This is a genomic window from Cellulophaga omnivescoria (assembly GCF_001999725.1).
Classification (GTDB): domain Bacteria; phylum Bacteroidota; class Bacteroidia; order Flavobacteriales; family Flavobacteriaceae; genus Cellulophaga; species Cellulophaga omnivescoria.
Genome location: NZ_MDDP01000010.1, coordinates 350,666 through 372,295, shown reverse-complemented (window position 1 = coordinate 372,295; position 21,630 = coordinate 350,666). Strand labels below are relative to the sequence as shown.

The window sequence follows — 21,630 nt, the reverse complement described above, 5'->3', positions numbered from 1 at the left end:
GTTTTCTATTTTTAGAAAACGGCTTTTTTTTATCATTAATCAATAACAAATTCAAAACAAAATAATAGAATTAAATATAACACATTCTTAACCGTTCGTTTTTTTCATTATTTTTGCTAACCATAAACAACACCAAAATGCAATACAAAAGAATACTTTTAAAATTAAGCGGAGAAGCCTTAATGGGCTCTAGACAATACGGCATAGACCCTGTAAGACTTGCAGAATATGCAACAGAAATAAAACAAGTAACAGACAAAGGTATTCAAGTAGCAATAGTAATTGGTGGAGGTAATATCTTTAGAGGTGTTGCCGGTGCAAGCAATGGTATGGACCGCGTACAAGGAGACCATATGGGAATGCTAGCTACCGTAATAAACGGCTTAGCATTGCAAAGCGCATTAGAGGATGCAGGAGTACAAACAAGATTACAAACAGCCATAAAAATTAACGAAGTAGCAGAACCTTTTATTAGAAGAAAAGCTATGAGACACCTTGAAAAAGGGCGTGTTGTAATTTTTGGAGGTGGTACTGGAAACCCGTATTTTACCACAGATTCTGCAGCGGTATTGCGCGCTATAGAAATAGAAGCTGATGTAATCTTAAAAGGAACAAGAGTTGACGGTATTTACACATCTGACCCAGAAAAGGATGCCAACGCAACTAAATTTGATAAAATATCTTTTCAGGATGTACTAAATAAAGGACTAAAAGTAATGGACACTACCGCTTTTACTTTAAGTCAAGAAAATGAATTACCTATTGTTGTATTTGATATGAATACTAAAGGAAATTTATTAAAATTACTATCAGGAGAAAATATAGGAACAGAAGTAAATTTATAAGTGGCACAGTATATGTTGAGCCAAGATTAAATAGTAAAACAATGAACGAAGAAATTAATTTTATATTAGACAGCACTAAAGAGAGTATGAATGGCACAATAGACCATTTAGAAAAAGCATTTATTAAAATTAGAGCAGGTAAAGCAAGCCCAGTTATGCTATCTAGCGTTATGGTAGACTACTACGGATCTGCGACACCGCTTTCTCAAGTAGCTAATGTAAACACTCCTGACGCCAGAACTATTTCTGTACAGCCTTGGGAAAAAAATATGCTTCAAGAAATAGAAAAAGCCATAATGAATTCTAACCTTGGCTTTAACCCAATGAACAATGGTGATTTTGTTATCATAAACGTTCCGCCATTAACAGAAGAAAGAAGAAAGGATTTAGCAAAGCAAGCTAAAGGTGAGGCTGACGATGCCAAAATTGGAATTAGAAACGCCAGACAAGAAGCAAACAAAGAAATTAGAGCTTTAGATGATGCGTCTGAAGATTTAAAAAAGAATGCAGAAGCAGACGTACAAGACCTAACCAATTTATACACAAAAAAAATTGACGCACTACTCGTTACAAAAGAGGCAGAAATTATGAAAGTATAACTCTACTAAAATTGATATGACATTAAATTACAGAGAAGATTTAAACGAAGTGACTATTACAGATAGTATTAGCACACAAAAAACAAACGCAATAATCTTCTCTGTACTTACTATTACAAGCTCCACCCTAAACATCATAAACAACAGAAGCAACCTCCTTTTTTACGCATCTGTCATTTTAGCTATTGCTTCCATCGGCTACGCTATATATTTAATTAGCAAAAAATCATATAAAAAAAGTTACAAACTAGCTCATATCACTCAACTTAAAACTATTACAATACTAGGCCAACAATATTATAGGTTTCAACTAATCACTAAAAAACATAGAGACTTAGAAGTTTCTAAGCAAGGCACATCACTAGCAGATCTCATAGAATTTTGCAAACAATATAAAATACCAATAAAAGATTAAGTTTTATTTAGGTTTAGCACGTATTTAAACCGCATTTTTTGGGAACACTAACAATCATTCTTTACCTTTGCGCACCTTAAATACATATAATGGTTGCAAAGATTACGCAAGGTTTTTGGGCAAAAACTGCTAGGATAATTCTAAGAAATAGAATTCTTATTATACTTCTTATTATAGCTTTTACGGTTTTTCTGGGCTTTCAATGGAAAAACATGAAGTTCTCTAACTCAGAAGCTAACCTATTACCCGATCATCATCCGGTAAACATTAAATACCAATCTTTTTTAAAATTGTTTGGTGAAGAAGGCAACGTTATAGCTATTGCAGCAAAAGACAGCACTCTGTATACCCCAGAAAAGTTTAACCGCTGGAACAAACTAAGCAAACAACTAGACGCATTTCCAGAGGTAGATTTTGTTTTATCTACAGACAATTTAAAAGAACTTGTTAAAACTGAAGACGGCCAAAAGTTTTTACTTCAAAACTTTATAAAATCTAAGCCTAGAACAACTAAAGAAATAGACAGTTTAAAACAGCATTTATTTAAAAACATGCCGTTTTATGAAAACCTATTGTACAATAAAGAAACTGGTACCATTAGAACCTTAGTATATCTAGACAAGGACATCGTAAATACATCCGTACGTAAAGATTTTATTTTAAAAGATTTTAAAAACCTTACAGAAAGATTTGAAAACGAAACAGAAATGAATTTACATATATCTGGCATGCCATATATACGTACAATGAATTCTAAAAATATTATAGATGAAATAAATAAATTTATACTTGCAGCCTTAGGAGTTACATCTTTAATTTTCTTTTTCTTTTTTAGAAGTTTTAGAGCCACATTTATATCTATGTGTGTTGTTATTATAGGAGTAATGTGGGCTTTTGGAATACTAGGCTTACTACAGTACGAAATTACCGTACTAACCGCCTTAATACCACCACTTATTATTGTAATAGGTATTCCAAACTGTATTTTTTTAATAAACAAATACCAGCAAGAAGTTAAAAAACACGGCAACAAAGCACTTTCTCTACAACGTGTAATATCTAAAATTGGTAACGCAACCTTAATGACAAATATTACCACAGCATCTGGCTTTGCCACTTTTATAATTACAGACAGTCAGTTGCTTAAAGAATTTGGTATAGTAGCATCAATAAATATTATTGGAATTTTTATTTTATCACTACTAATAATACCTATTATTTACAGCTTTTTACCAATGCCTAAAGACAAACACTTAAAGCACCTAAACACTAAGTGGATTGATACTTTTGTAAGCTGGATGGAAAACATTGTAAGAAATAAAAGAATTAGCGTTTACATTGTATCTGTTTTATTATTAACAGTAAGTATTATTGGCATTTATCAGATAAATATTTCTGGTAGCCCAATAGAAGATATGCCCAAAAAAGCAGAATTCTTTAAAGATATACGTTTTTTTGAAAAAGAATTTAAAGGCATTATGCCAGTTGAAGTTGTAATAGATACCAAAAGAAAAAATGGCGTTTTAAAGCCAGCCACCTTAAAAAGAATGGATAGGTTTGGAGAAGTTATTGAAGAAATCCCAGAACTATCTCATCCAATATCTGTTGTTAATCTAGTAAAATATTCTAAACAGGCCTTTTACAACGGCATACCTAAATACTATCAATTACCTACAACACAGGAAAATAATTTTATTATGGATGTGGCCCGTAACTCCAGCAGTAATGGTAATTTACTAGAAAGCTTTGTAGACTCCACAGGACAAACAGCGCGCATAACAACATTTATGAGAGATGTAGATACTGAGCGTATGCAAGATATTGAAAGTCGTTTGCAAGAAAATTTAGATAAAATATTTCCTAAGGAGAGGTACAACACATTTTTAACAGGGAAAGCTTTGTTATTTTTAAAAGGCACAAAATACCTAGTAAACAATTTAGTTTTATCATTAGCACTAGCAATAGGACTTATAGCACTATTTATGGCCTATTTATTTAGGTCTTTTAGAATGATTATTATATCACTAATACCAAACCTTTTGCCACTAATTATTACAGCGGGCGTTATGGGCTTTGTTGGCGTACCTATAAAACCCTCTACTATATTAGTTTTTAGTATTGCTTTTGGTATATCGGTAGATGACACCATTCACTTTTTAGCAAAATACAGACAGGAACTTGTAGTGAATAAATGGGCAATTAAAAAATCTGTATACGCCGCATTAAGAGAAACTGGAGTTAGTATGTTTTATACCTCAATAGTATTATTCTTTGGTTTTTCTGTATTCATCATATCTAATTTTGGCGGCACAGTTGCATTAGGTGCATTAGTCTCTGCAACATTATTATTTGCTATGTTAGCCAATTTAATTTTATTACCATCGCTTTTACTTTCATTAGAGCGCAGTATAGCAAATAAAGAAGTACTTAAAAAACCGCAAATAGATATTTTACCAAAAGAAGAGGTAAAAATTAAGAAAAAAAATCAAATCAAAAATCAAAACTAATTTAAGTGCTTTAATGACGATTTAAAAAAAGTTATCTTTATCACTTAAAATAAGAAGCATATTTTATAATGAACACAAACAGCATTAAGGATTTATTGTCCGGAAAACATCTTTTACAAGAAGTAACCGTTAGTGGTTGGGTAAAAACATTTAGAAGCAACAGATTTATTGCTTTAAATGATGGTTCTACTATACAAAACATTCAATGTGTTGTAGATTTTGAAAAATTGGACGAAAGCCTATTAAAACAAGTATCTACAGGCGCTGCAATAAAGGTAAAGGGAACCCTTGTAGAAAGCCAAGGAAAAGGACAATCTGTAGAAATACAAGTAGCTTCTTTAGAAATACATGGAGGCGCAGACCCAGAAACATACCCTATACAACCTAAAAAACACACCTTAGAGTTTTTAAGAGAAAAAGCACACTTACGTGTTAGAACCAACACTTTTTCTGCTGTAATGCGTATGCGTTCTGCATTATCGTTTGCAGTACACCAATATTTTCAACAAAACGGATTTTACCACGTACATACACCAATAATTACTGGCTCTGATGCAGAAGGTGCTGGTGAAATTTTTAAAGTATCTACCTTAGATAGCAAAAATCCACCTTTAAAGGAAGATGGAGCTGTAGACTATAGCGAAGACTTTTTTGGAAAAGAAACAAACCTTACCGTTTCTGGTCAATTAGAAGCAGAAACCTACGCAATGGGTCTTGGTAAAGTATATACATTTGGGCCAACGTTTAGAGCAGAAAACTCTAACACATCTAGACACTTAGCAGAGTTCTGGATGATAGAACCAGAAATGGCTTTTTACGATTTAGATGCTAATATGGACTTAGCTGAAGATTTTATAAAAAGTGTAATATCTTATGTGCTAGAAAACTGTAAAGCCGACTTAGAGTTTTTAGAAAAACGTTTGTTAGACGAAGAAAAAACTAAGCCCGCAGCAGAACGTAGTGAAATGCCTTTAATAGAAAAATTAAAGTTTATAACAGACAACAATTTTAAAAGAGTTAGCTATACCGAAGCTATAGAAATATTAAGAAACTGCAAGCCAAACAAAAAGAAAAAATTTAAGTATATTATTGATGAATGGGGAGCAGATTTACAAAGTGAACATGAACGTTATCTTGTAGAAAAACATTTTAAATGTCCAGTTATATTGTTTGATTATCCAGCAAAAATAAAAGCATTTTATATGCGTTTAAATGAAGATGGAAAAACGGTGAGAGCTATGGATATCCTTTTCCCAGGTATTGGAGAAATAGTTGGCGGCTCACAAAGAGAAGAGAGGTTAGATGTGCTTTTAGAAAAAATGAAAGCATTGGATATAGATGAAAAGGAACTTTGGTGGTATACAGACTTACGTAAATACGGAAGCGCCGTACACAGTGGTTTTGGTCTTGGCTTTGAACGTTTAGTACTTTTTGCTACAGGAATGGGGAACATTAGAGATGTTATTCCTTTTCCTAGAACACCACAAAATGCAGAATTTTAATAAGTAAAATATAAAAGTCATAAAAAGAATTAACATTAATGCTTAAACAACACCTACAATTTAAGTTATCACAAAAGTTGTCTCCACAGCAGATACAGCTTATGAAGTTAATTCAACTTCCCACTCAAGCTTTTGAACAACGATTAAAACAAGAGTTAGAAGAAAATCCAGCATTAGAGAGCGGCAAAGAAGAAACCGAAACTATTGAGGATGAATATGACGATTTGTACGACAATGATACCGAAAAAATTGAAGCAGAAGATATTAATATAGACGAATATCTTTCTGATGACGAAGTACCTGACTACCGTACACAGGCAAATAATTACAGTGCAGATGATGATGAAAAGAGTATTCCTTATGCAGCAGGAACCTCTTTTCATCAACATTTAATGACACAATTAAATACCGTTTATTTAGATGATAAAGACTGGGCAATTGCCGAGTTTTTAATTGGTAGTGTTGATGAAAGCGGTTATATACGCAGACCAATTACAGATATTATGGACGATCTGGCATTTACACAAAATGTATTTGCAGAAGAAGCAGACATAATTAAAGTACTAAATTTAGTACAAGAATTAGATCCGCCTGGTGTGGCCGCAAGATCTTTAGAAGAATGCTTAATTATACAGCTTTCTAGAAAAGAACAGACGCCTGCTATTGAATTAGCAATTCAAATACTAGAAAAGTCTTTTGATCAGTTTACTAAAAAGCACTACAAAAAGCTTCTGCAAAAACACAACATTACAGAAAATGAACTAAAAGAAGCTATTTCTGAAATTGAAAAATTAAATCCAAAGCCAGGAGGCTCATATGCTGGTAATACTAGAATAATAGAACATATTGTACCAGATTTTTCAATTAAAATTACAGACGGAGAGCTAGAACTTACTCTAAACGGAAGAAATGCTCCTGAATTACACGTATCTAGACAGTATAATAATATGCTAGAAGGCTACAAAAATTCTAAAACAAAATCTAAATCACAGAAAGACACCGTTTTTTTTATAAAACAAAAACTAGATGCTGCCAAGTGGTTTATAGACGCTATTAAACAAAGGCAACAAACGCTTTATGTAACAATGAGCGCTATTATGAACTACCAAAAAGAATATTTTTTAACCGGAGATGAGCGGAAGCTTAGACCAATGATTTTAAAAGATATTGCAGATACCATTGGCATGGATGTATCCACTGTTTCTAGAGTAGCCAACAGCAAGTATGTAGACACCCCTTACGGAACAAAATTAGTAAAAGAATACTTTTCTGAGTCTATGAAAAATGAACAAGGAGAAGATGTGTCCACAAAAGAAATCAAAAAGATTTTAGAAAATGTTATTAGTGAGGAAGAAAAAAGAAAACCTTTAACTGATGATAAATTAGCTGCAATATTAAAAGAAAAAGGATATCCAATTGCGAGACGTACCGTTGCTAAATACAGAGAACAACTAAATATACCTGTTGCTAGGTTAAGAAAGCAAATATAAAAATGAAAGGGTTTTACAAAATTATATCTACCATATTTCACCCTTTACTTATCCCTGTTATTGGCTGTATTTGCTATTTTAAAATTACACCGCAATATTATACACAAAACTACTTTTTAGGAAATACATTGCCAATTTTAATACTTACAGTTATTGTCCCAATTGTGTGCTACATTATACTTAGAAGTACAGGATATATAACATCATACACGCTACCAACAATAAAAGAAAGAAAATACCCTTTGTATATAAGCCTATCACTATTACTTTTGGTTATATATAAAGTTATACCAAATAACTACAGCTCAGAACTCTATTTTTATTTTATAGGATTAATTACTGCTGTATTTTGCTCCCTAATACTTCTTTTTATTCATTTTAAAAGCAGTTTGCACGCCACAGGTATGGGAAGTCTACTTATGTTCTTAATTAGTCTAAGCGTACATTTTGAGATTAATATTATTTACGCCATTGCAATTACTATATTTTTCACAGGACTAGTTTCTACCTCTAAATTATATTTAAAAACAAACAGCTCGTTAGAAATAATAGTTGGATTTATAATTGGCTTAGTATCACAACTAATAACAATAAAATATTGGCTATAAAATATAGAAATTAAATCCTACTCGTATTGGCCTCATAAGTAGTTGATCATCGTCTACAAAAGCATCATCTAGCAAACTATTTAAGCCATAATACACATGAATGTTCCAGGTATTATAACCTATATTAAATTGTAAGCCATATCTAAAATTAATAACATCATTGTTATTAAAAACTTCCTTATAGTCATCAGACACAAACTTAGACCTAGAAGAAAAAACATAACCAAGTTTAGCGCCGCCATATATTCTAAGAAATTTATACTTAGTAGGTGTAGACTTTCTCCATCTAAATTCTATAGGCATCTCAAGTAAATGCGTTACAATTTTACTTCTTTGATAGTCTGTATCCTCATCTGCAAAAGAGTAACTAATTTTGCCGTCTACTTTTGTAGCAATTAGGTTAGAATAGTAATTATTAACCGCATAGCCTAAACCAATACCAAAACCAACATTTCTATTTTTATTAATTGGCAAATCTTTTATAAAACCCAATTGCAATCCATAAGGTAAATTACGCTGCTCTAAACTAGCTGGTTTACTACCAAAGGTATTATATGTTAAACCTACATAAAACTGATCCTCTAAATAAAGACTATCTACGGCAGTGTTTTGAGCCGAAAGAGAAAAACATATAAGTCCAAATAAAATACATAAACGAATCATATAGTACGCATAAAAGTTACTGTATAAAAAAACGCTTCAAATAGTTTTACCTATTTGAAGCGCATATAATAGTTTAACTATCTAAATTATTGTAAATTTTTAAAAGCATCACCTTCATACGTAGTGTAGTTCACTTTTAAAGCATTTACTTTTCTCAACTCTTCTTTAATATCCATAACAATACCCATATTGGCATTTTTATCAATTTTTAAAGCAGTTGTAATAGAACTTTGAACCTCTTGAGGTTTCTTAGCTATTTCTTCTAAAACGTAATCTCCTACTTCAGAAACATTAGCAAACTTATCGTTTAACTGTATTTTTGGCTCTTTACCAAAAGCGCTCTGATATTTTTCTGTAGGTTGACCAACAAAAATATAAACTACTCTATCTTTCTTTTCTAGTTTCTTAATTTCAGATGCGTTTGGCAACTCATTTGCTACCAATGGCTCGCTATCTTTCATTACTGTAACCGTCATAAAGAAAAACAAAAGCATAAATACAATATCCGGAAGAGAAGCCGTAGAAACTGGAGGTAATTCTCCGTCTTTTTTCTTTTTAAATTTTGACATATTCCTTTGTATTAAATGTTATTAGTTTGTTGTAGTTTCAGCTTCAGATAATTTTTGAGGATAAAGATCTTGAATTTTCTTAATCTTTACCTTTAATTTCTCCTTAACATCATCTGGAGTTTCTTGATTAGAATATGCTTCTTCCATTTCTGTAAAAGACATATTATAACCTAACTTTTTAGCTGCTCTATTACGTAAAAAATTGTACGCTGCAACTAACTCATTCTGTACAGTTATATAAACAGAGTACTTAGTTTCACGATCATTTTTTAATGATATAACCGCTTTTATAGGGTTATCTGAAGACTCTGGACTTCTTGCACCTTCACAATAGCTACAGTAGTCAGGATCTCCTTTTACTGCTCCACCATTATCTAAAAATGCAATAGCTTTTTCTCTTAAATCTTTTAAATCTAAAAGGTCTTCTTCTACAAGCAACTGACCATCTTTACCTATTTGTACAGTAAAAATATTTTTTTGCTTAAGTATTACTTGCTCATCAGTAGGCGGCTCTTTAGGAGGCAACATACGATCTAAACCTGCATCTGTTTCTATAGTAGTAGTTACTAAGAAAAAGATAAGGAGTAAGAAAGCAATGTCTGCCATAGAACCGGCATTTACTTCTGGTGCTCCACCTCTTCTTGCCATAATTATTCTTTTTTATTTACCAATTAGTTTTTTTACACTTGGTACAACCATAAGAACAACAGCTACTGCTACTAAAATTAAGAAAGTATAAATACCTGTTCCAATGTTTTTTACTGTACTAGTTGTAGTATTATTATCTGCTAAAAACTGAGGGTCTAAATCCTCTCCGTTTGAGATAAAATAAGAAACAATTACTACAAGTGCAAATCCACCTAAAGCAAATAAAGCTTTTTTAAGGTTTTCTGGTGTAGAAAACAAGTTCTTTAGTGTATAAACCAATGCTACTACAACTGCAACCCCTAATAAAAGGTAAGTTATAATAAACATAAAATTCATTGCACTACTATTTGCTGCCTCAGCTGCTACCTCAGGAATAGTAAAATCCCCTGATGGTAAAAAATACCATAGCACAGCCGATAGAATGCCTATTACTATTAAGGCTATTTTAATTATTTTTTGCATAATGCTTTTGTATTAAGGTCCGACTTATTTTTTGTGATCTACCAACATATCAATCAATGAGATTGATGAATCTTCCATATCATTTACAATACTATCAATTTTAGCAATGATGTAGTTGTAAAAAATCTGAAGAATAATGGCAGTAACAAGACCAAATACAGTTGTTAATAATGCAACCTGAATATCACCTGCAATTAAAGATGCACTTAAGTTACCAACTGCTGCAATCTTTTGGAAGGCCTGAATCATACCAATTACCGTACCCATGAAACCAAGCATTGGCGCAATTGCAATAAATAAAGACAACCAAGATACGTTTTTCTCTAACTGACCCATTTGTACACCACCATAGGCAACAACAGCTTTTTCAGCAGATTCAATACTCTCACCAGCTCTATCTAATCCTTGGTAGAAAATAGACGCAACAGGTCCTTTTGTGTTTCTACATACTTCTTTAGCTGCTTCTACACCACCAGATGCTAATGCATCCTCTACTCTTTGTTTTAATTTAGTAGTGTTTGTGCTTGCCATGTTTAAGTAAATTATTCTTTCAATTGCCACTGCAAGACCAAGAATTAAACATAAAAGTACAATACCCATAAAAGCAGGTCCACCAGTAATAAATTGTTCTTTTAATACTTGAACAAAACCTTTTGGCGCCTCTTTCTCCGCTGCATCTTGTAATAATGTAGCTGCATTTACTGTATTTGTACTAAAAACAAACAACCCAGCTACAGCTAGGATAGATGATAATCTTTTCATTTTCGAAACTTAATTTAGTTAGTTAATAGGGTTAAAGATAAAAAAAAAATGTTATAATAAAATTAAACGCAAACTTATCTGCAGAGAGGAAGGGATTCGAACCCTCGATACACTTGTGATGTATACACACTTTCCAGGCGTGCGCCTTCGACCACTCGGCCACCTCTCTCTTAATAAGTTTAACGGCGTCCAAATAACAAAAAAAATATTAGTTAAAGAAATATAATATGTTATTTTTATTGCAATTCTCCTCGCAAAGGAGTTTCAAAAAGTGTTTTAAATAGCTTTGGAGAGACTCCTGTTCCTAACAAATACATTAGCTTAGTAACAGCTGCCTCTGTTGTAATATCCTTACCATTAATTATTTGCAAGCTTTGTAATTCCTCACTAGTTTCATATTGCCCTAGTAAAACACTACCTCCAGAGCACTGGGTAACGTTAATAATGTACAATCCGTTTTTTATTGCTTTTTTTATTTCATTTAGCAACCATTTGTCTGTTGGAGCATTACCAGCACCATAAGTCTCCAAAACAAGTCCTTTTAAGTTAGGAATATTTAACACACTTTTTAGTACATTTTTGTTTAAACCAGGGAATAACTTTAATACAGCAACATTATCATCTAAGTTTTTATGCACCTTTAAAGCTTTGTTATGTTTCTTTTTTCTTAAATACTCCTTATTTACTTTTAAATGCACTCCAGATTCCGCTAACTCTGGATAATTTAATGACGCAAAAGCTTCAAAATGTTCTGCATTAATTTTTGTAGTTCTATTCCCTCTATACAATTTGTATTCAAAATACAAACATACTTCCTGTATAGTTGCTTTACTATTTTCTGTTAAAGCAGCAATCTGTATTGAGGTTATTAGATTTTCTTTTGCATCGGTTCTTAAATCGCCTATTGGCAATTGAGACCCTGTTAATATTACCGGCTTACTTAAATGCTCTAACATATAGCTTAATGCCGAAGCAGTATAACTCATAGTATCACTACCATGTAACACTACAAAACCATCAAAAGCATTATAGTTTTGTTCTATAATACTTGCAATTTTTACCCAATGTGTAGGGTTCATATTAGATGAATCTATTGGTTCTTCAAAAGAAACGCTATCCACAGAACAATCTAACTGCTTTAACTCTGGTATACTCTTCATTAAATTATTAAAATTAAAAGCCTTTAAAGCTCCTGTTTTATAATCTTTAACCATACCAATGGTACCGCCAGTATATACCAATAATATTTTTGTAGTATTTGCCATTTTAATAAGTTATTTTATACACCAAAAACGTCTACAGAATTTTTTGTTGTTATTTCTGCTATTTCTTCTATGTCCTTATTATATATATCTGCTAATTTTTCAGCTACATTTATAAGGTATGCACTTTCATTTCTTTTACCTCTAAAAGGTGTTGGCGCCAAATAAGGAGCATCTGTTTCTAAAACAATATGTTTAAGATCAATTTCATTTAAAAACTTATCTATTTTTCCATTCTTAAAAGTAACTACTCCTCCAATACCTAATTTCATATTATAAGATATAGCTAATTTTGCCTGCTCCAAAGTACCCGTAAAGCAATGAAAAATCCCTCTTAAATCATTACCTTTTTCTTCTTCTAAAATTTCAAAAACCTCATCAAAAGCATCTCTACAATGTATAACTATTGGCAATTTGTATTTTTTTGCTAGTTGTATTTGATGCTTAAAAGCTTGCTGTTGTTCTTTTAAAAAGGTTTTATCCCAAAATAAATCTATTCCTATCTCTCCAACAGCATAAAATTTACGCTGCTCTAGCATTTCTTCAATATGTACCAACTCTACATGATAATTGTCTTTTACATGTGTTGGATGCAAACCCATCATCAAAAAAACATTATCTGGGTAAGCCTCCTCTAAACTCAACATAGAACTTGTGTAAGTTGAGTCTATAGCAGGAATAAAAAATCGTTGCACTCCTTTATCAATTGCATTTTGTATTGCAACAGCCCTGTCTTCATCAAAAGCCTCACTATATAAATGTGTATGTGTATCTGTAAATATCATACCGCAAAAATAGAATTATCTTATATATTTTATTGTTTTTAAATTGATATAGTTTGATTTTATCTTTTCTGATAAAGATTGATATATATTTGCACTAAAATTGAATATATGTCTAGCTTAAAAAAATTCTTGCTTCAAAAAGATTACACCAAAATTAAACTTACATTAACTCCTACTAATCATTTTGAAATTAAAGCTAAGATTAACAATGTAGCCGGGAAATTTATTTTAGACACAGGAGCCTCCAACACCTGCATAGGTATAGATAAAATTGAAAACTTTAAGCTTACCTCTGAAGATTCAGAAATAAAAGCTGCTGGTGCTGGTGCTACAGAAATGGAAACATTAATCTCTTCTAACAACACCATAAAAATTGGAGATTGGAAATACAAAAAATTAAAAATTGTTTTGTTTGATTTGGTACACGTTAACCAGGCTCTTATTAACCATAATGCATTACCAGTAGATGGTATTATTGGAGCAGACATATTAAAAAAGACAAAAGCTATTATAGACTACAACAAAAAATGTGTTTATCTTAAGCTGTAAATAACAAATATCTTATTTATTAGTATTGTACCGATTTTTTAATGTTATGTTTTAGCAAAAACACACTTTTGTTTGCAAAACATTCTAACCATGTCTACATCTAAAATAAATCTATATTGCATACTAGCAATTGGCATTTTATTTACAACCAGTTGTTCTAATGACGACAACAACTACCAAAAAGCAGAAACAAGTATTTTAAAAGAGAAAATTACAACTCTTTATGGCTCACTAGAAACACTACAATTACCAGAAGAAACAAATTTAAGCAATATTCCTAGTGATCCTAAAAACCCGCTTACTCCAGAAAAAGTTGCCTTAGGAAAATTACTTTTTCACGAAACAGGCTTAGCCTTAAACCCAATAAAAGAAATTGGCACCAACACTTACTCATGTGCTAGTTGCCACCACGCAGCGGCAGGTTTCCAAAGCGGCAACATACAAGGTATTGGTGAAGGTGGTTTTGGCTATGGAGCAAAAGGAGAATCTAGACATATGTCTGTAGATTATTTAGAAGAAGATTTAGATGTACAACCCATAAAATCTCCAAGCATACTAAACACTGCATACCAAAAAGTAATGTTATGGAACGGACAGTTTGGAGGAACCTCAGAAAATACAGGTACCGAAAGTAGCTGGACAGCTGGCACTCCCAAAGAACGCAATAATTTAGGTTTTGAAGGCGTAGAGATACAAGCTATTGCTGGCCTGGGTGTTCACAGGCTTTTAATAGACACCAACTTCCTAAACAACAACGGATACAAAAGTATGTTTGACGCTGCTTTTCCTAACACCCCAGAAGAAAATAGATACACAACCATAACTGCCGGCTTAGCCATTGCTACCTATGAGCGTACAGTGCTTGCAAACCAAGCTCCTTTTCAAGAGTTTTTAAAAGGAAATGAAGCTGCATTATCCCCTAAAGAAATAAGTGGCGCTAACTTATTTTTTGGCAAAGCAGAATGCTATAAATGCCACAACGGACCAGGCTTAAACAAAACAGGGTTTTATGCTTTAGGAATGAACGACTTGGATCCAAACAGCTCACACATTAGTATTGATGAAGCTACAAAAAAAGGCAGAGGTGGTTTTACAGGAAAAGAAGAAGATAATTACAAGTTTAAAATACCATCTTTATACAACTTAAAAGATGTATCTCATTTTGGTCATGGAGGAAACTTTACGTCTATAAAAGAAGTTATAGAATACAAAAACAAAGCTATACCAGAAAACAGTAATGTTCCTAAAAGTCAATTAGCATCAGAATTTGCACCTCTTAATTTAACAACAGAAGAAGTTGATGATTTAACTGCCTTTATAGAAAACGGACTTTACGACAACAATCTTAAAAGATACACTCCAGAAAATCTGCCTTCTGGAAATTGTTTCCCAAATGCAGATAGCGAATCCAAATCTGACATGGGATGTAATTAAAAAAAAAGCATTAAAAAAGGGCTGAAGTTTAACTTCAGCCCTTTTTTTTATCTCTAGATTTAAGACTACATTTCTAACGCCTTCTTAACATCATTATTCATTAATAATTCCTCTGGATTCTCTAATGCTTCTTTAACAGCAACTAAGAAACCAACAGATTCTTTACCATCTATAATTCTGTGATCATAAGACAAAGCAACATACATAATTGGAGCAATTACAACCTCACCATTTTTAGCAATTGGACGCTCTACAATATTATGCATACCTAAAATAGCACTTTGTGGCGGGTTAATAATTGGTGTAGACAACATAGAACCAAAAACACCACCATTGGTAATTGTAAATGTTCCACCTGTCATTTCATCTACAGTAATTTCACCTTCACGAGCTCTAATAGCCAAACGCTTTACCTCTGCTTCTACACCTCTAAAAGTTAAGTTTTCTGCATTTCTAATTACAGGAACCATTAAACCTTTTGGTCCAGATACTGCAATACTAATATCTGCAAAATCATAAGAAATCATTTCCTTACCATCTATCATTGCATTTACAGATGGGTACATCTCTAATGCACGTACAACCGCCTTAGTAAAGAAAGACATAAAACCTAAACCAACACCGTGTTTAGCTCTAAAGTCATCTTTATACTGGCTACGCAATGCAAAAATAGGAGACATATCTACCTCGTTAAAAGTAGTAAGCATAGCTGTTTCATTTTTAGCTGAAACCAAACGCTCTGCCACCTTACGACGTAACATTGATAATTTAGAACGAGTTTCTCCTCGGTTACCTCCTGTAGTTGGCGTTCCCATAGATGGCACTGCTTTTACAGCATCATCTTTAGTTACTCTACCATCTTTACCAGTACCTTTAACGGCAGAAGCCTCAATTCCTTTTTCACTTAATATTTTTTTAGCTGCAGGAGACGCTGTTCCTGTTGCGTATGTCTTAGTTGTTTCAGCAGCCTTAGGAGCTTCTGCTTTTGGTGCTGCTTCTTCTTTTTTCTCTTCTTTAGCAGGAGCATCATCTGCACCTTCTGGTTTTGCAGCAGATGTATCTATTAAACAAACAACGGCACCTACTGCAACAGCATCACCTTCTTCTGCTTTTAATGTAATTACTCCGCTTACTTCTGCTGGAAGTTCTAAGGTAGCTTTATCTGAATCTACCTCTGCAATAGCTTGATCTTTCTCTACATAATCTCCGTCTTGCACTAGCCACTCAGCTATTTCCACTTCGGTTATCGATTCTCCCGGTGAAGGGACTTTCATTTCTAAAATCATCCTACTTTATTTGATGTGTTATTGTATTTATCTTTTTGTCATATTGTCTTTGGTTTTATCAAAGACATAATCTATTACTTGTTGGTGTCTACGTTTAGAACGTACTGCACTACCAGCTGCTGGCGAAGCATAAAAACGTCTAGACGCTACTCTTAATTTATTAGCATCTGCAAAATGCATCATTATATGACTCCAAGCTCCCATATTTCTTGGTTCTTCTTGTGCCCACACAATATCATCTGCATTAGTATACTTGCTAATAATTTCTGTTATTTTTTCTGTTGGTAACGGAAACAATTGTTCTACTCTTACCAAAGCAACATCTTCTCTGTTTTGCTCCTCTTTTTCTGCTAGCAAATCATAGTAAAATTTACCCGTACAGAAAACTAACGATTTAATTTTACTTACATCTGCTGTAGTATCATCTAAAACCTCCTGAAAAGTTCCGTTAGCAAGCTCATCAATTGTAGAAACAGCTTTTGGATGTCTTAATAAACTTTTTGGTGTAAATATTATTAAAGGCTTTCTAAAATTAACCTTCATTTGCCTACGTAAAATATGGAACATTTGTGCTGGCGTAGACACATCTGCAATGTACATATTATCTCTAGCACACAATTGCAAATATCTTTCCATACGTGCAGAAGAATGCTCTGCACCCTGCCCCTCATAACCGTGTGGCAACAACATTACTAATCCGTTCTGAAGTTTCCATTTATCTTCGGCAGCAGAAATGTACTGATCTAACATAATTTGAGCACCATTACTGAAGTCACCAAATTGCGCCTCCCAAATAGTAAGTGTTTTTGGACTAGCCATAGCGTAACCATAATCAAAACCAACAACACCATATTCAGACAACAACGAATTGTAAATTTGAAATCTGGCTTGTTCCTCTGACAAGTGGTTTAACAATATAATTTCTTCTTCACTTTCTTCAACTTTCATAACCGCATGACGGTGAGAGAAAGTACCTCTTTCTACATCTTGCCCAGACATACGAACACCAAAGCCTTCTTGCAACAATGTACCGTAAGCTAAAAGCTCACCCATTGCCCAGTCTAACTTGTCAGTTTCAAAGAACATTTTTTTACGATCTTTCACCAACTTTTCAACCTTACGCAAAAACTTTTTATCACCAGGTAATTCTGTTATCACCTTAGCAATTTCTGTTAATTTGTCTTTATCATAAGTGGTATCTACAGCCTCCATCATCTCCCACTCCCTAACAGAGTCAAAGCCACTCCACTCGTCTGCCATAAAAGGCGTAATAACTGTTTTATCCTCTTTTCTAGAGTCTTCTAATTCTTCTTCTAAAGAAGCCTTATACTCATCTTCTAATTCTTTTACAAATCCTTTCTCAATAACACCTTCTGCAAGCAAACGCTCTGCATAAATATCTCTAGAATTACTATGTTTAGATATAGCTTTATACAGCTTAGGCTGAGTAAAACGAGGTTCATCACCTTCATTATGCCCATACTTTCTATAACCTAATAAATCTATAAATACATCTCTATTAAAACGCATTCTATATTCCAACGCAAATAACGAGGCGTGTACAACAGCCTCTGCATCGTCTGCATTTACGTGCAATACAGGACTTAAAGTCACCTTAGCAACATCTGTACAATAAGTAGATGACCTTGCGTCTAAATAATTAGTTGTAAAGCCTATTTGGTTATTTACTACAATGTGTATTGTACCGTTAGTTTTGTAACCATCTAAATTAGCCATTTGAACTACCTCATACACCAAGCCCTGACCTGCGATGGCAGCATCTCCGTGCACAACAATTGGCAATACTTTTGAAAAATCTTCAGGAAAATGAGCATCTTGTTTAGCTCTAGCAATACCTTCTACAACCGCACCAACAGTCTCTAAGTGAGATGGGTTTGGCGCAATATTCATTTTTATTCTATTGCCATTACTAGCTTTACGCTCAGATGTCCACCCTAAGTGATACTTTACATCACCATCAAAAATCTCTTGCTCGTAATCTTTACCATCAAACTCGCTAAATATATCTTTAGCAGCTTTACCAAAAATATTGGTAAGTACGTTTAACCTTCCACGGTGAGCCATACCCATAACAAACTGCTCTACTCCCATTTCTGCTGCACGTTCTACAACGGCATCCAAAGCAGGAATTAAAGACTCGTTACCTTCAATAGAAAAACGCTTTTGCCCAACATATTTTGTATGCAAAAAGCTCTCAAAAGAAACAGCTTGATTTAACTTTTTAAGGATATGTTTTTTTCTGTCAGCATTAAATTTTGGGTGATTATCATTAACGTTTAACCAGTTTTGTATCCACTCTACTCTTTCTGGTTTACGTATGTACATATACTCCACACCAATAGCATCACAATAAATGCTTTTTAAGTGTTTTATAATTTCCTCTAAAGAAACAGCTCCAATACCCAGAATTTCTCCTGCTGTAAAAACAGTGCTTAAATCTTCGTTAGACAATCCAAAATTATCTAACTCTAATGTTGGTGTATATTTTCTTCTTTCACGAACTGGGTTTGTTTTAGTGAACAAGTGCCCTCTACTTCTATACCCATCTATTAACTTAATTACTTTAAATTCTTTCTGTAAAGACTGCGGCATTGCAGCTTCTATTGCCGGTCCATTTTCAGAAAACTCTTCTAGTGCTGTCTCTTGACCAAAGTCAAAACCTTGAAAAAAAGCACGCCAACTAGGCTCTACACTATCAGGGCTAATTAAGTATTTATCATATAAAGTCGCAAAAAATGATGTATGCGCTGCGTTTAAAAACGAATATTTATCCATTGAAATTATTCTCTGTCTTGTGAACAAAATTTATTCAAAAATACAACTTTTAGCTTTTATAAGCATATCTTAGTGCGTAATAATGTAAAAAAATAACAAGAATGAGAAAAAAGAAGCATTTCCTTTCAAAATTATTGATTTTAAGTGTCTTGATAACAGCTTTTACAAGCAATACTACAACTGCACAGGTTAGTACAAGCAAAGCTAACTTTTGGGAAAACGTGCGTTTTGGAGGTGGTTTAGGCATTGGATTTGGAAACGACAGCTTTAACGCTAGCGTATCTCCAAGTGCTATTTACCAGGTTAATCCAATGTTTGCTGTTGGTACAAGCTTAAATTTTAACTACTCTAAATTTGGAGATCACAAACTTACCGCTTACGGCGCTAGCGCATTAACGTTATTTAATATTGTACCAGCCGTACAGCTATCTGCAGAGTTTGAACAAATGCGAATAAACCGTGATTTTGGCGTAAATGGCAGCATTACAGAAGATAATTACTGGAATTCCGCCTTATTTTTAGGCGTAGGATACAGTAACCAAAATGTAACTTTTGGTGTTCGTTATGATGTTTTGTATGATGAAGAAAAAAGCATTTATGCAGATGCATTAATGCCTTTTGTTAGGGTTTACTTTTAATCTACTATTTGCATTTTTTTAAGCAGGAATGAGGCATTCATATTTTTGCAAATACCATTTTTAAATTTGTAATCAAAATGCAATTCATTATTAATAATTTCTGCATCAAAGTAGTGGTTTTTAACACCTGGCAACTCATCTGCAGCCTTACACAAACTAAGATCGTGAGTAGCTATAATTCCGGTAGATTGTGACCCCACCAACTTCTCTACAAATTTACGAGAACCAATAGCTTTATCTGTACTATTTGTTCCTTTTAAAATTTCATCTAAAACTATAAAATAACGATCGTTTTGTATTTCATCAACAATAAACTTTAATCGTTTTAACTCAGAAAAAAAGTACGACTCATCATCTGTAAGTGAGTCTGTTGTACGCATACTTGTAATTAATTTAATAGGCGAATATTCCGCTGCAGTACCACAAACTGGCAACCCCATATTTGCCATAACAATTTGTAATGAAACGGTACGCAAAAAAGTACTCTTACCTGCCATATTTGCTCCTGTTACTATAAAAAACTCCGCATTATTAATAGTGATATCATTTTTTATACTTTTTGCAGGATCTAATAATGGATGTGCCGCATTTTTAACCTGTAGCACTTTACCTTTATCAGCAATTGTAGGATACACATAACTTGGATTATTAAACGCAAAATTACCTAAACTGTTATATGCATCAAAAAAAGCTATAACACTAAACCAATCTTGCACTAAACCTCCGTGCAACTTTATCCATTGTTCAATTTTATAAGATTGATGAATATCCCACAATAAAAATCCGTTTCCAAGAAAACCAAAAATCATATTATTACGCTGCTCTAAAGCTCCTAAAATTCTAGAAAACTCGTGCAGCACTGCAGACGTTTTTTTACCATTAGCAACAACAACCGCTCTTTTTTCGTTAAGTAAACCAGAGACAAACTCTACATTTTCTATTTCTACAATTAATTTTTGATACTGCTGAAAAGTACTCTGTATTTTACCCATATCCGCAGCTAAGCTACTCACTTTTTTAAAGTAAAACCCTGTAATAAATAGTCCAAGAAAAAACCAACCAGCAACTAAAAAGCCCGAAATAAACCCCATAAAATACAACACAAAAAACAGTACAGAAACTACCGTAAAAATTGTTGGTATATACTTCATAAACCCAGGGATAAAAGCTGTATGTTTCTGCATCCAAGAAACAATTGTTTTATAGGACACCTCTGCTTTTACAAGCGTAGCTATTGCAGCAAACTCCTGCCTCCATTTTGGCTTAGAAGCCAACTCCTTTACCGCTTCTTGTTTTTGCGCTATATTATCTATATCATTTGCCGTAAATTGATTAGCCAGCTCCTCACTACCTTGCTCCAAAGCAGTTCTATTACTGTATTGGTAAAAAGAACCTTTACCAAACAAATCTATATCTTGACTATAAAAATGAAGCGGATCTGCAAATTCCTCTCCATCTGGAAGGTTATGAAATTTACGATGCAAAACATCAATCTCAATTTCATTAATTTTTATAAGTGCCATAAATTTATGATACACATATTGCAAATCTGAATGTCTAGACACCAAAAACACAAACAACACTATAGCCAATAAAATAACCGCCATTACTGCTTTGGTGTTTCCTATAAAAAAATAAATACCAAAACCAGCTAATAAAAATACCGCCAACCTTAACAAACTAGACAGTAATAATTTAGATTTAACCTTTGCAGATTCTTCTTTGTAGTTAGTAATATTTTGTTTGTAAAATTCAATAAGTTCTTTCATAAAAATAATGTAGTGGTGCGTAATGTATTATGTAACTAAAA

Annotated in this window: 20 protein-coding genes and 1 tRNA gene; 10 read left to right on the top strand and 11 right to left on the bottom strand. The window is 33.1% G+C overall.

Going from position 1 to position 21,630, the window contains the following annotated elements:
• Positions 1-137 precede the first annotated feature (137 nt).
• The 7 genes from pyrH to BFJ87_RS06670 all read left to right on the top strand — a co-directional run bounded on the left by pyrH (position 138) and on the right by BFJ87_RS06670 (position 7,966).
• Positions 138-845 (top strand): UMP kinase, encoded by a 708-nt coding sequence (gene pyrH / locus BFJ87_RS06700; RefSeq protein ID WP_077401746.1) that lies wholly within the window; start codon positions 138-140, stop codon positions 843-845.
• Positions 846-886: 41 nt separating this feature from the next.
• On the top strand, positions 887-1,444 hold the full coding sequence (gene frr / locus BFJ87_RS06695; protein WP_077401743.1) for a ribosome recycling factor: 558 nt from the start codon (positions 887-889) through the stop codon (positions 1,442-1,444).
• 16 nt (positions 1,445-1,460) lie between these two features.
• Entirely contained in the window at positions 1,461-1,859 is a 399-nt protein-coding gene (locus tag BFJ87_RS06690) for a hypothetical protein (RefSeq protein ID WP_077401741.1), read from the top strand.
• A gap of 89 nt (positions 1,860-1,948) precedes the next feature.
• Complete coding sequence (locus tag BFJ87_RS06685; protein ID WP_077401738.1) at positions 1,949-4,366, top strand: efflux RND transporter permease subunit; 2,418 nt, start codon at positions 1,949-1,951, stop codon at positions 4,364-4,366.
• Between the two features lie 68 nt (positions 4,367-4,434).
• A complete protein-coding gene (gene asnS / locus BFJ87_RS06680) occupies positions 4,435-5,868 on the top strand; it encodes an asparagine--tRNA ligase (protein ID WP_077401735.1) in 1,434 nt (477 codons plus the stop codon).
• A gap of 38 nt (positions 5,869-5,906) precedes the next feature.
• The gene (rpoN, locus tag BFJ87_RS06675; protein ID WP_077401732.1) at positions 5,907-7,358 is read left to right on the top strand and encodes an RNA polymerase factor sigma-54; all 1,452 of its coding nucleotides are present in this window, start codon (positions 5,907-5,909) and stop codon (positions 7,356-7,358) included.
• 2 nt (positions 7,359-7,360) lie between these two features.
• Positions 7,361-7,966: a hypothetical protein gene (locus BFJ87_RS06670; RefSeq protein ID WP_077401729.1), complete on the top strand. Its 606-nt coding sequence runs from the start codon at positions 7,361-7,363 to the stop codon at positions 7,964-7,966.
• On the opposite strand, the gene BFJ87_RS06665 is transcribed toward BFJ87_RS06670, so the two are convergent.
• The 8 genes from BFJ87_RS06665 to BFJ87_RS06630 form a co-directional block, all read right to left on the bottom strand.
• Positions 7,961-8,629 carry a porin family protein gene (locus BFJ87_RS06665; protein ID WP_077401726.1) on the bottom strand — a complete coding sequence of 223 codons (669 nt, stop codon included), beginning with the start codon at positions 8,627-8,629 and terminating at the stop codon, positions 7,961-7,963. The genes BFJ87_RS06670 and BFJ87_RS06665 overlap by 6 nt on opposite strands.
• 86 nt (positions 8,630-8,715) lie before the next feature.
• Entirely contained in the window at positions 8,716-9,198 is a 483-nt protein-coding gene (locus BFJ87_RS06660) for an ExbD/TolR family protein (protein WP_077401723.1), read from the bottom strand.
• Positions 9,199-9,219: 21 nt separating this feature from the next.
• The gene (locus BFJ87_RS06655; RefSeq protein ID WP_077401720.1) at positions 9,220-9,846 is read right to left on the bottom strand and encodes an ExbD/TolR family protein; all 627 of its coding nucleotides are present in this window, start codon (positions 9,844-9,846) and stop codon (positions 9,220-9,222) included.
• Between the two features lie 12 nt (positions 9,847-9,858).
• On the bottom strand, positions 9,859-10,308 hold the full coding sequence (locus tag BFJ87_RS06650; RefSeq protein WP_077401717.1) for a hypothetical protein: 450 nt from the start codon (positions 10,306-10,308) through the stop codon (positions 9,859-9,861).
• Positions 10,309-10,332: 24 nt separating this feature from the next.
• A complete protein-coding gene (locus tag BFJ87_RS06645) occupies positions 10,333-11,070 on the bottom strand; it encodes a MotA/TolQ/ExbB proton channel family protein (protein WP_013621394.1) in 738 nt (245 codons plus the stop codon).
• Between the two features lie 81 nt (positions 11,071-11,151).
• Positions 11,152-11,239: transfer RNA gene (locus BFJ87_RS06640), tRNA-Ser, on the bottom strand.
• 67 nt (positions 11,240-11,306) lie between these two features.
• Positions 11,307-12,335, bottom strand: coding sequence for an asparaginase (locus BFJ87_RS06635; RefSeq protein WP_077401714.1), 1,029 nt, complete (start codon positions 12,333-12,335; stop codon positions 11,307-11,309).
• Positions 12,336-12,349: 14 nt separating this feature from the next.
• Positions 12,350-13,117, bottom strand: coding sequence for a TatD family hydrolase (locus BFJ87_RS06630; RefSeq protein WP_077401711.1), 768 nt, complete (start codon positions 13,115-13,117; stop codon positions 12,350-12,352).
• A 108-nt stretch (positions 13,118-13,225) separates the two neighbouring features.
• On the opposite strand from BFJ87_RS06630, the gene BFJ87_RS06625 reads away from it, so the two are divergent.
• Both BFJ87_RS06625 and BFJ87_RS06620 read left to right on the top strand, forming a co-directional pair.
• The gene (locus BFJ87_RS06625; protein ID WP_077401708.1) at positions 13,226-13,666 is read left to right on the top strand and encodes a retropepsin-like aspartic protease; all 441 of its coding nucleotides are present in this window, start codon (positions 13,226-13,228) and stop codon (positions 13,664-13,666) included.
• A gap of 90 nt (positions 13,667-13,756) precedes the next feature.
• The gene (locus tag BFJ87_RS06620) at positions 13,757-15,100 is read left to right on the top strand and encodes a cytochrome-c peroxidase (protein ID WP_077401705.1); all 1,344 of its coding nucleotides are present in this window, start codon (positions 13,757-13,759) and stop codon (positions 15,098-15,100) included.
• Positions 15,101-15,165: 65 nt separating this feature from the next.
• Here BFJ87_RS06620 and odhB read toward each other — a convergent pair whose 3' ends face one another.
• Positions 15,166-16,386, bottom strand: coding sequence for a 2-oxoglutarate dehydrogenase complex dihydrolipoyllysine-residue succinyltransferase (odhB, locus tag BFJ87_RS06615; RefSeq protein WP_077401702.1), 1,221 nt, complete (start codon positions 16,384-16,386; stop codon positions 15,166-15,168).
• A gap of 27 nt (positions 16,387-16,413) precedes the next feature.
• Complete coding sequence (locus tag BFJ87_RS06610; RefSeq protein WP_077401699.1) at positions 16,414-19,182, bottom strand: 2-oxoglutarate dehydrogenase E1 component; 2,769 nt, start codon at positions 19,180-19,182, stop codon at positions 16,414-16,416.
• 101 nt (positions 19,183-19,283) lie between these two features.
• Between BFJ87_RS06610 and BFJ87_RS06605 the strand changes: the two genes are divergently transcribed.
• Positions 19,284-19,820, top strand: coding sequence for an alpha-ketoglutarate decarboxylase (locus BFJ87_RS06605; RefSeq protein WP_077401696.1), 537 nt, complete (start codon positions 19,284-19,286; stop codon positions 19,818-19,820).
• Here the strand turns inward: BFJ87_RS06605 and BFJ87_RS06600 are convergent.
• Positions 19,817-21,589, bottom strand: coding sequence for a MutS-related protein (locus BFJ87_RS06600; protein WP_077401693.1), 1,773 nt, complete (start codon positions 21,587-21,589; stop codon positions 19,817-19,819). The two genes, BFJ87_RS06605 and BFJ87_RS06600, sit on opposite strands and share 4 nt — an antisense overlap.
• Between the last annotated feature and the right edge of the window lie 41 nt (positions 21,590-21,630).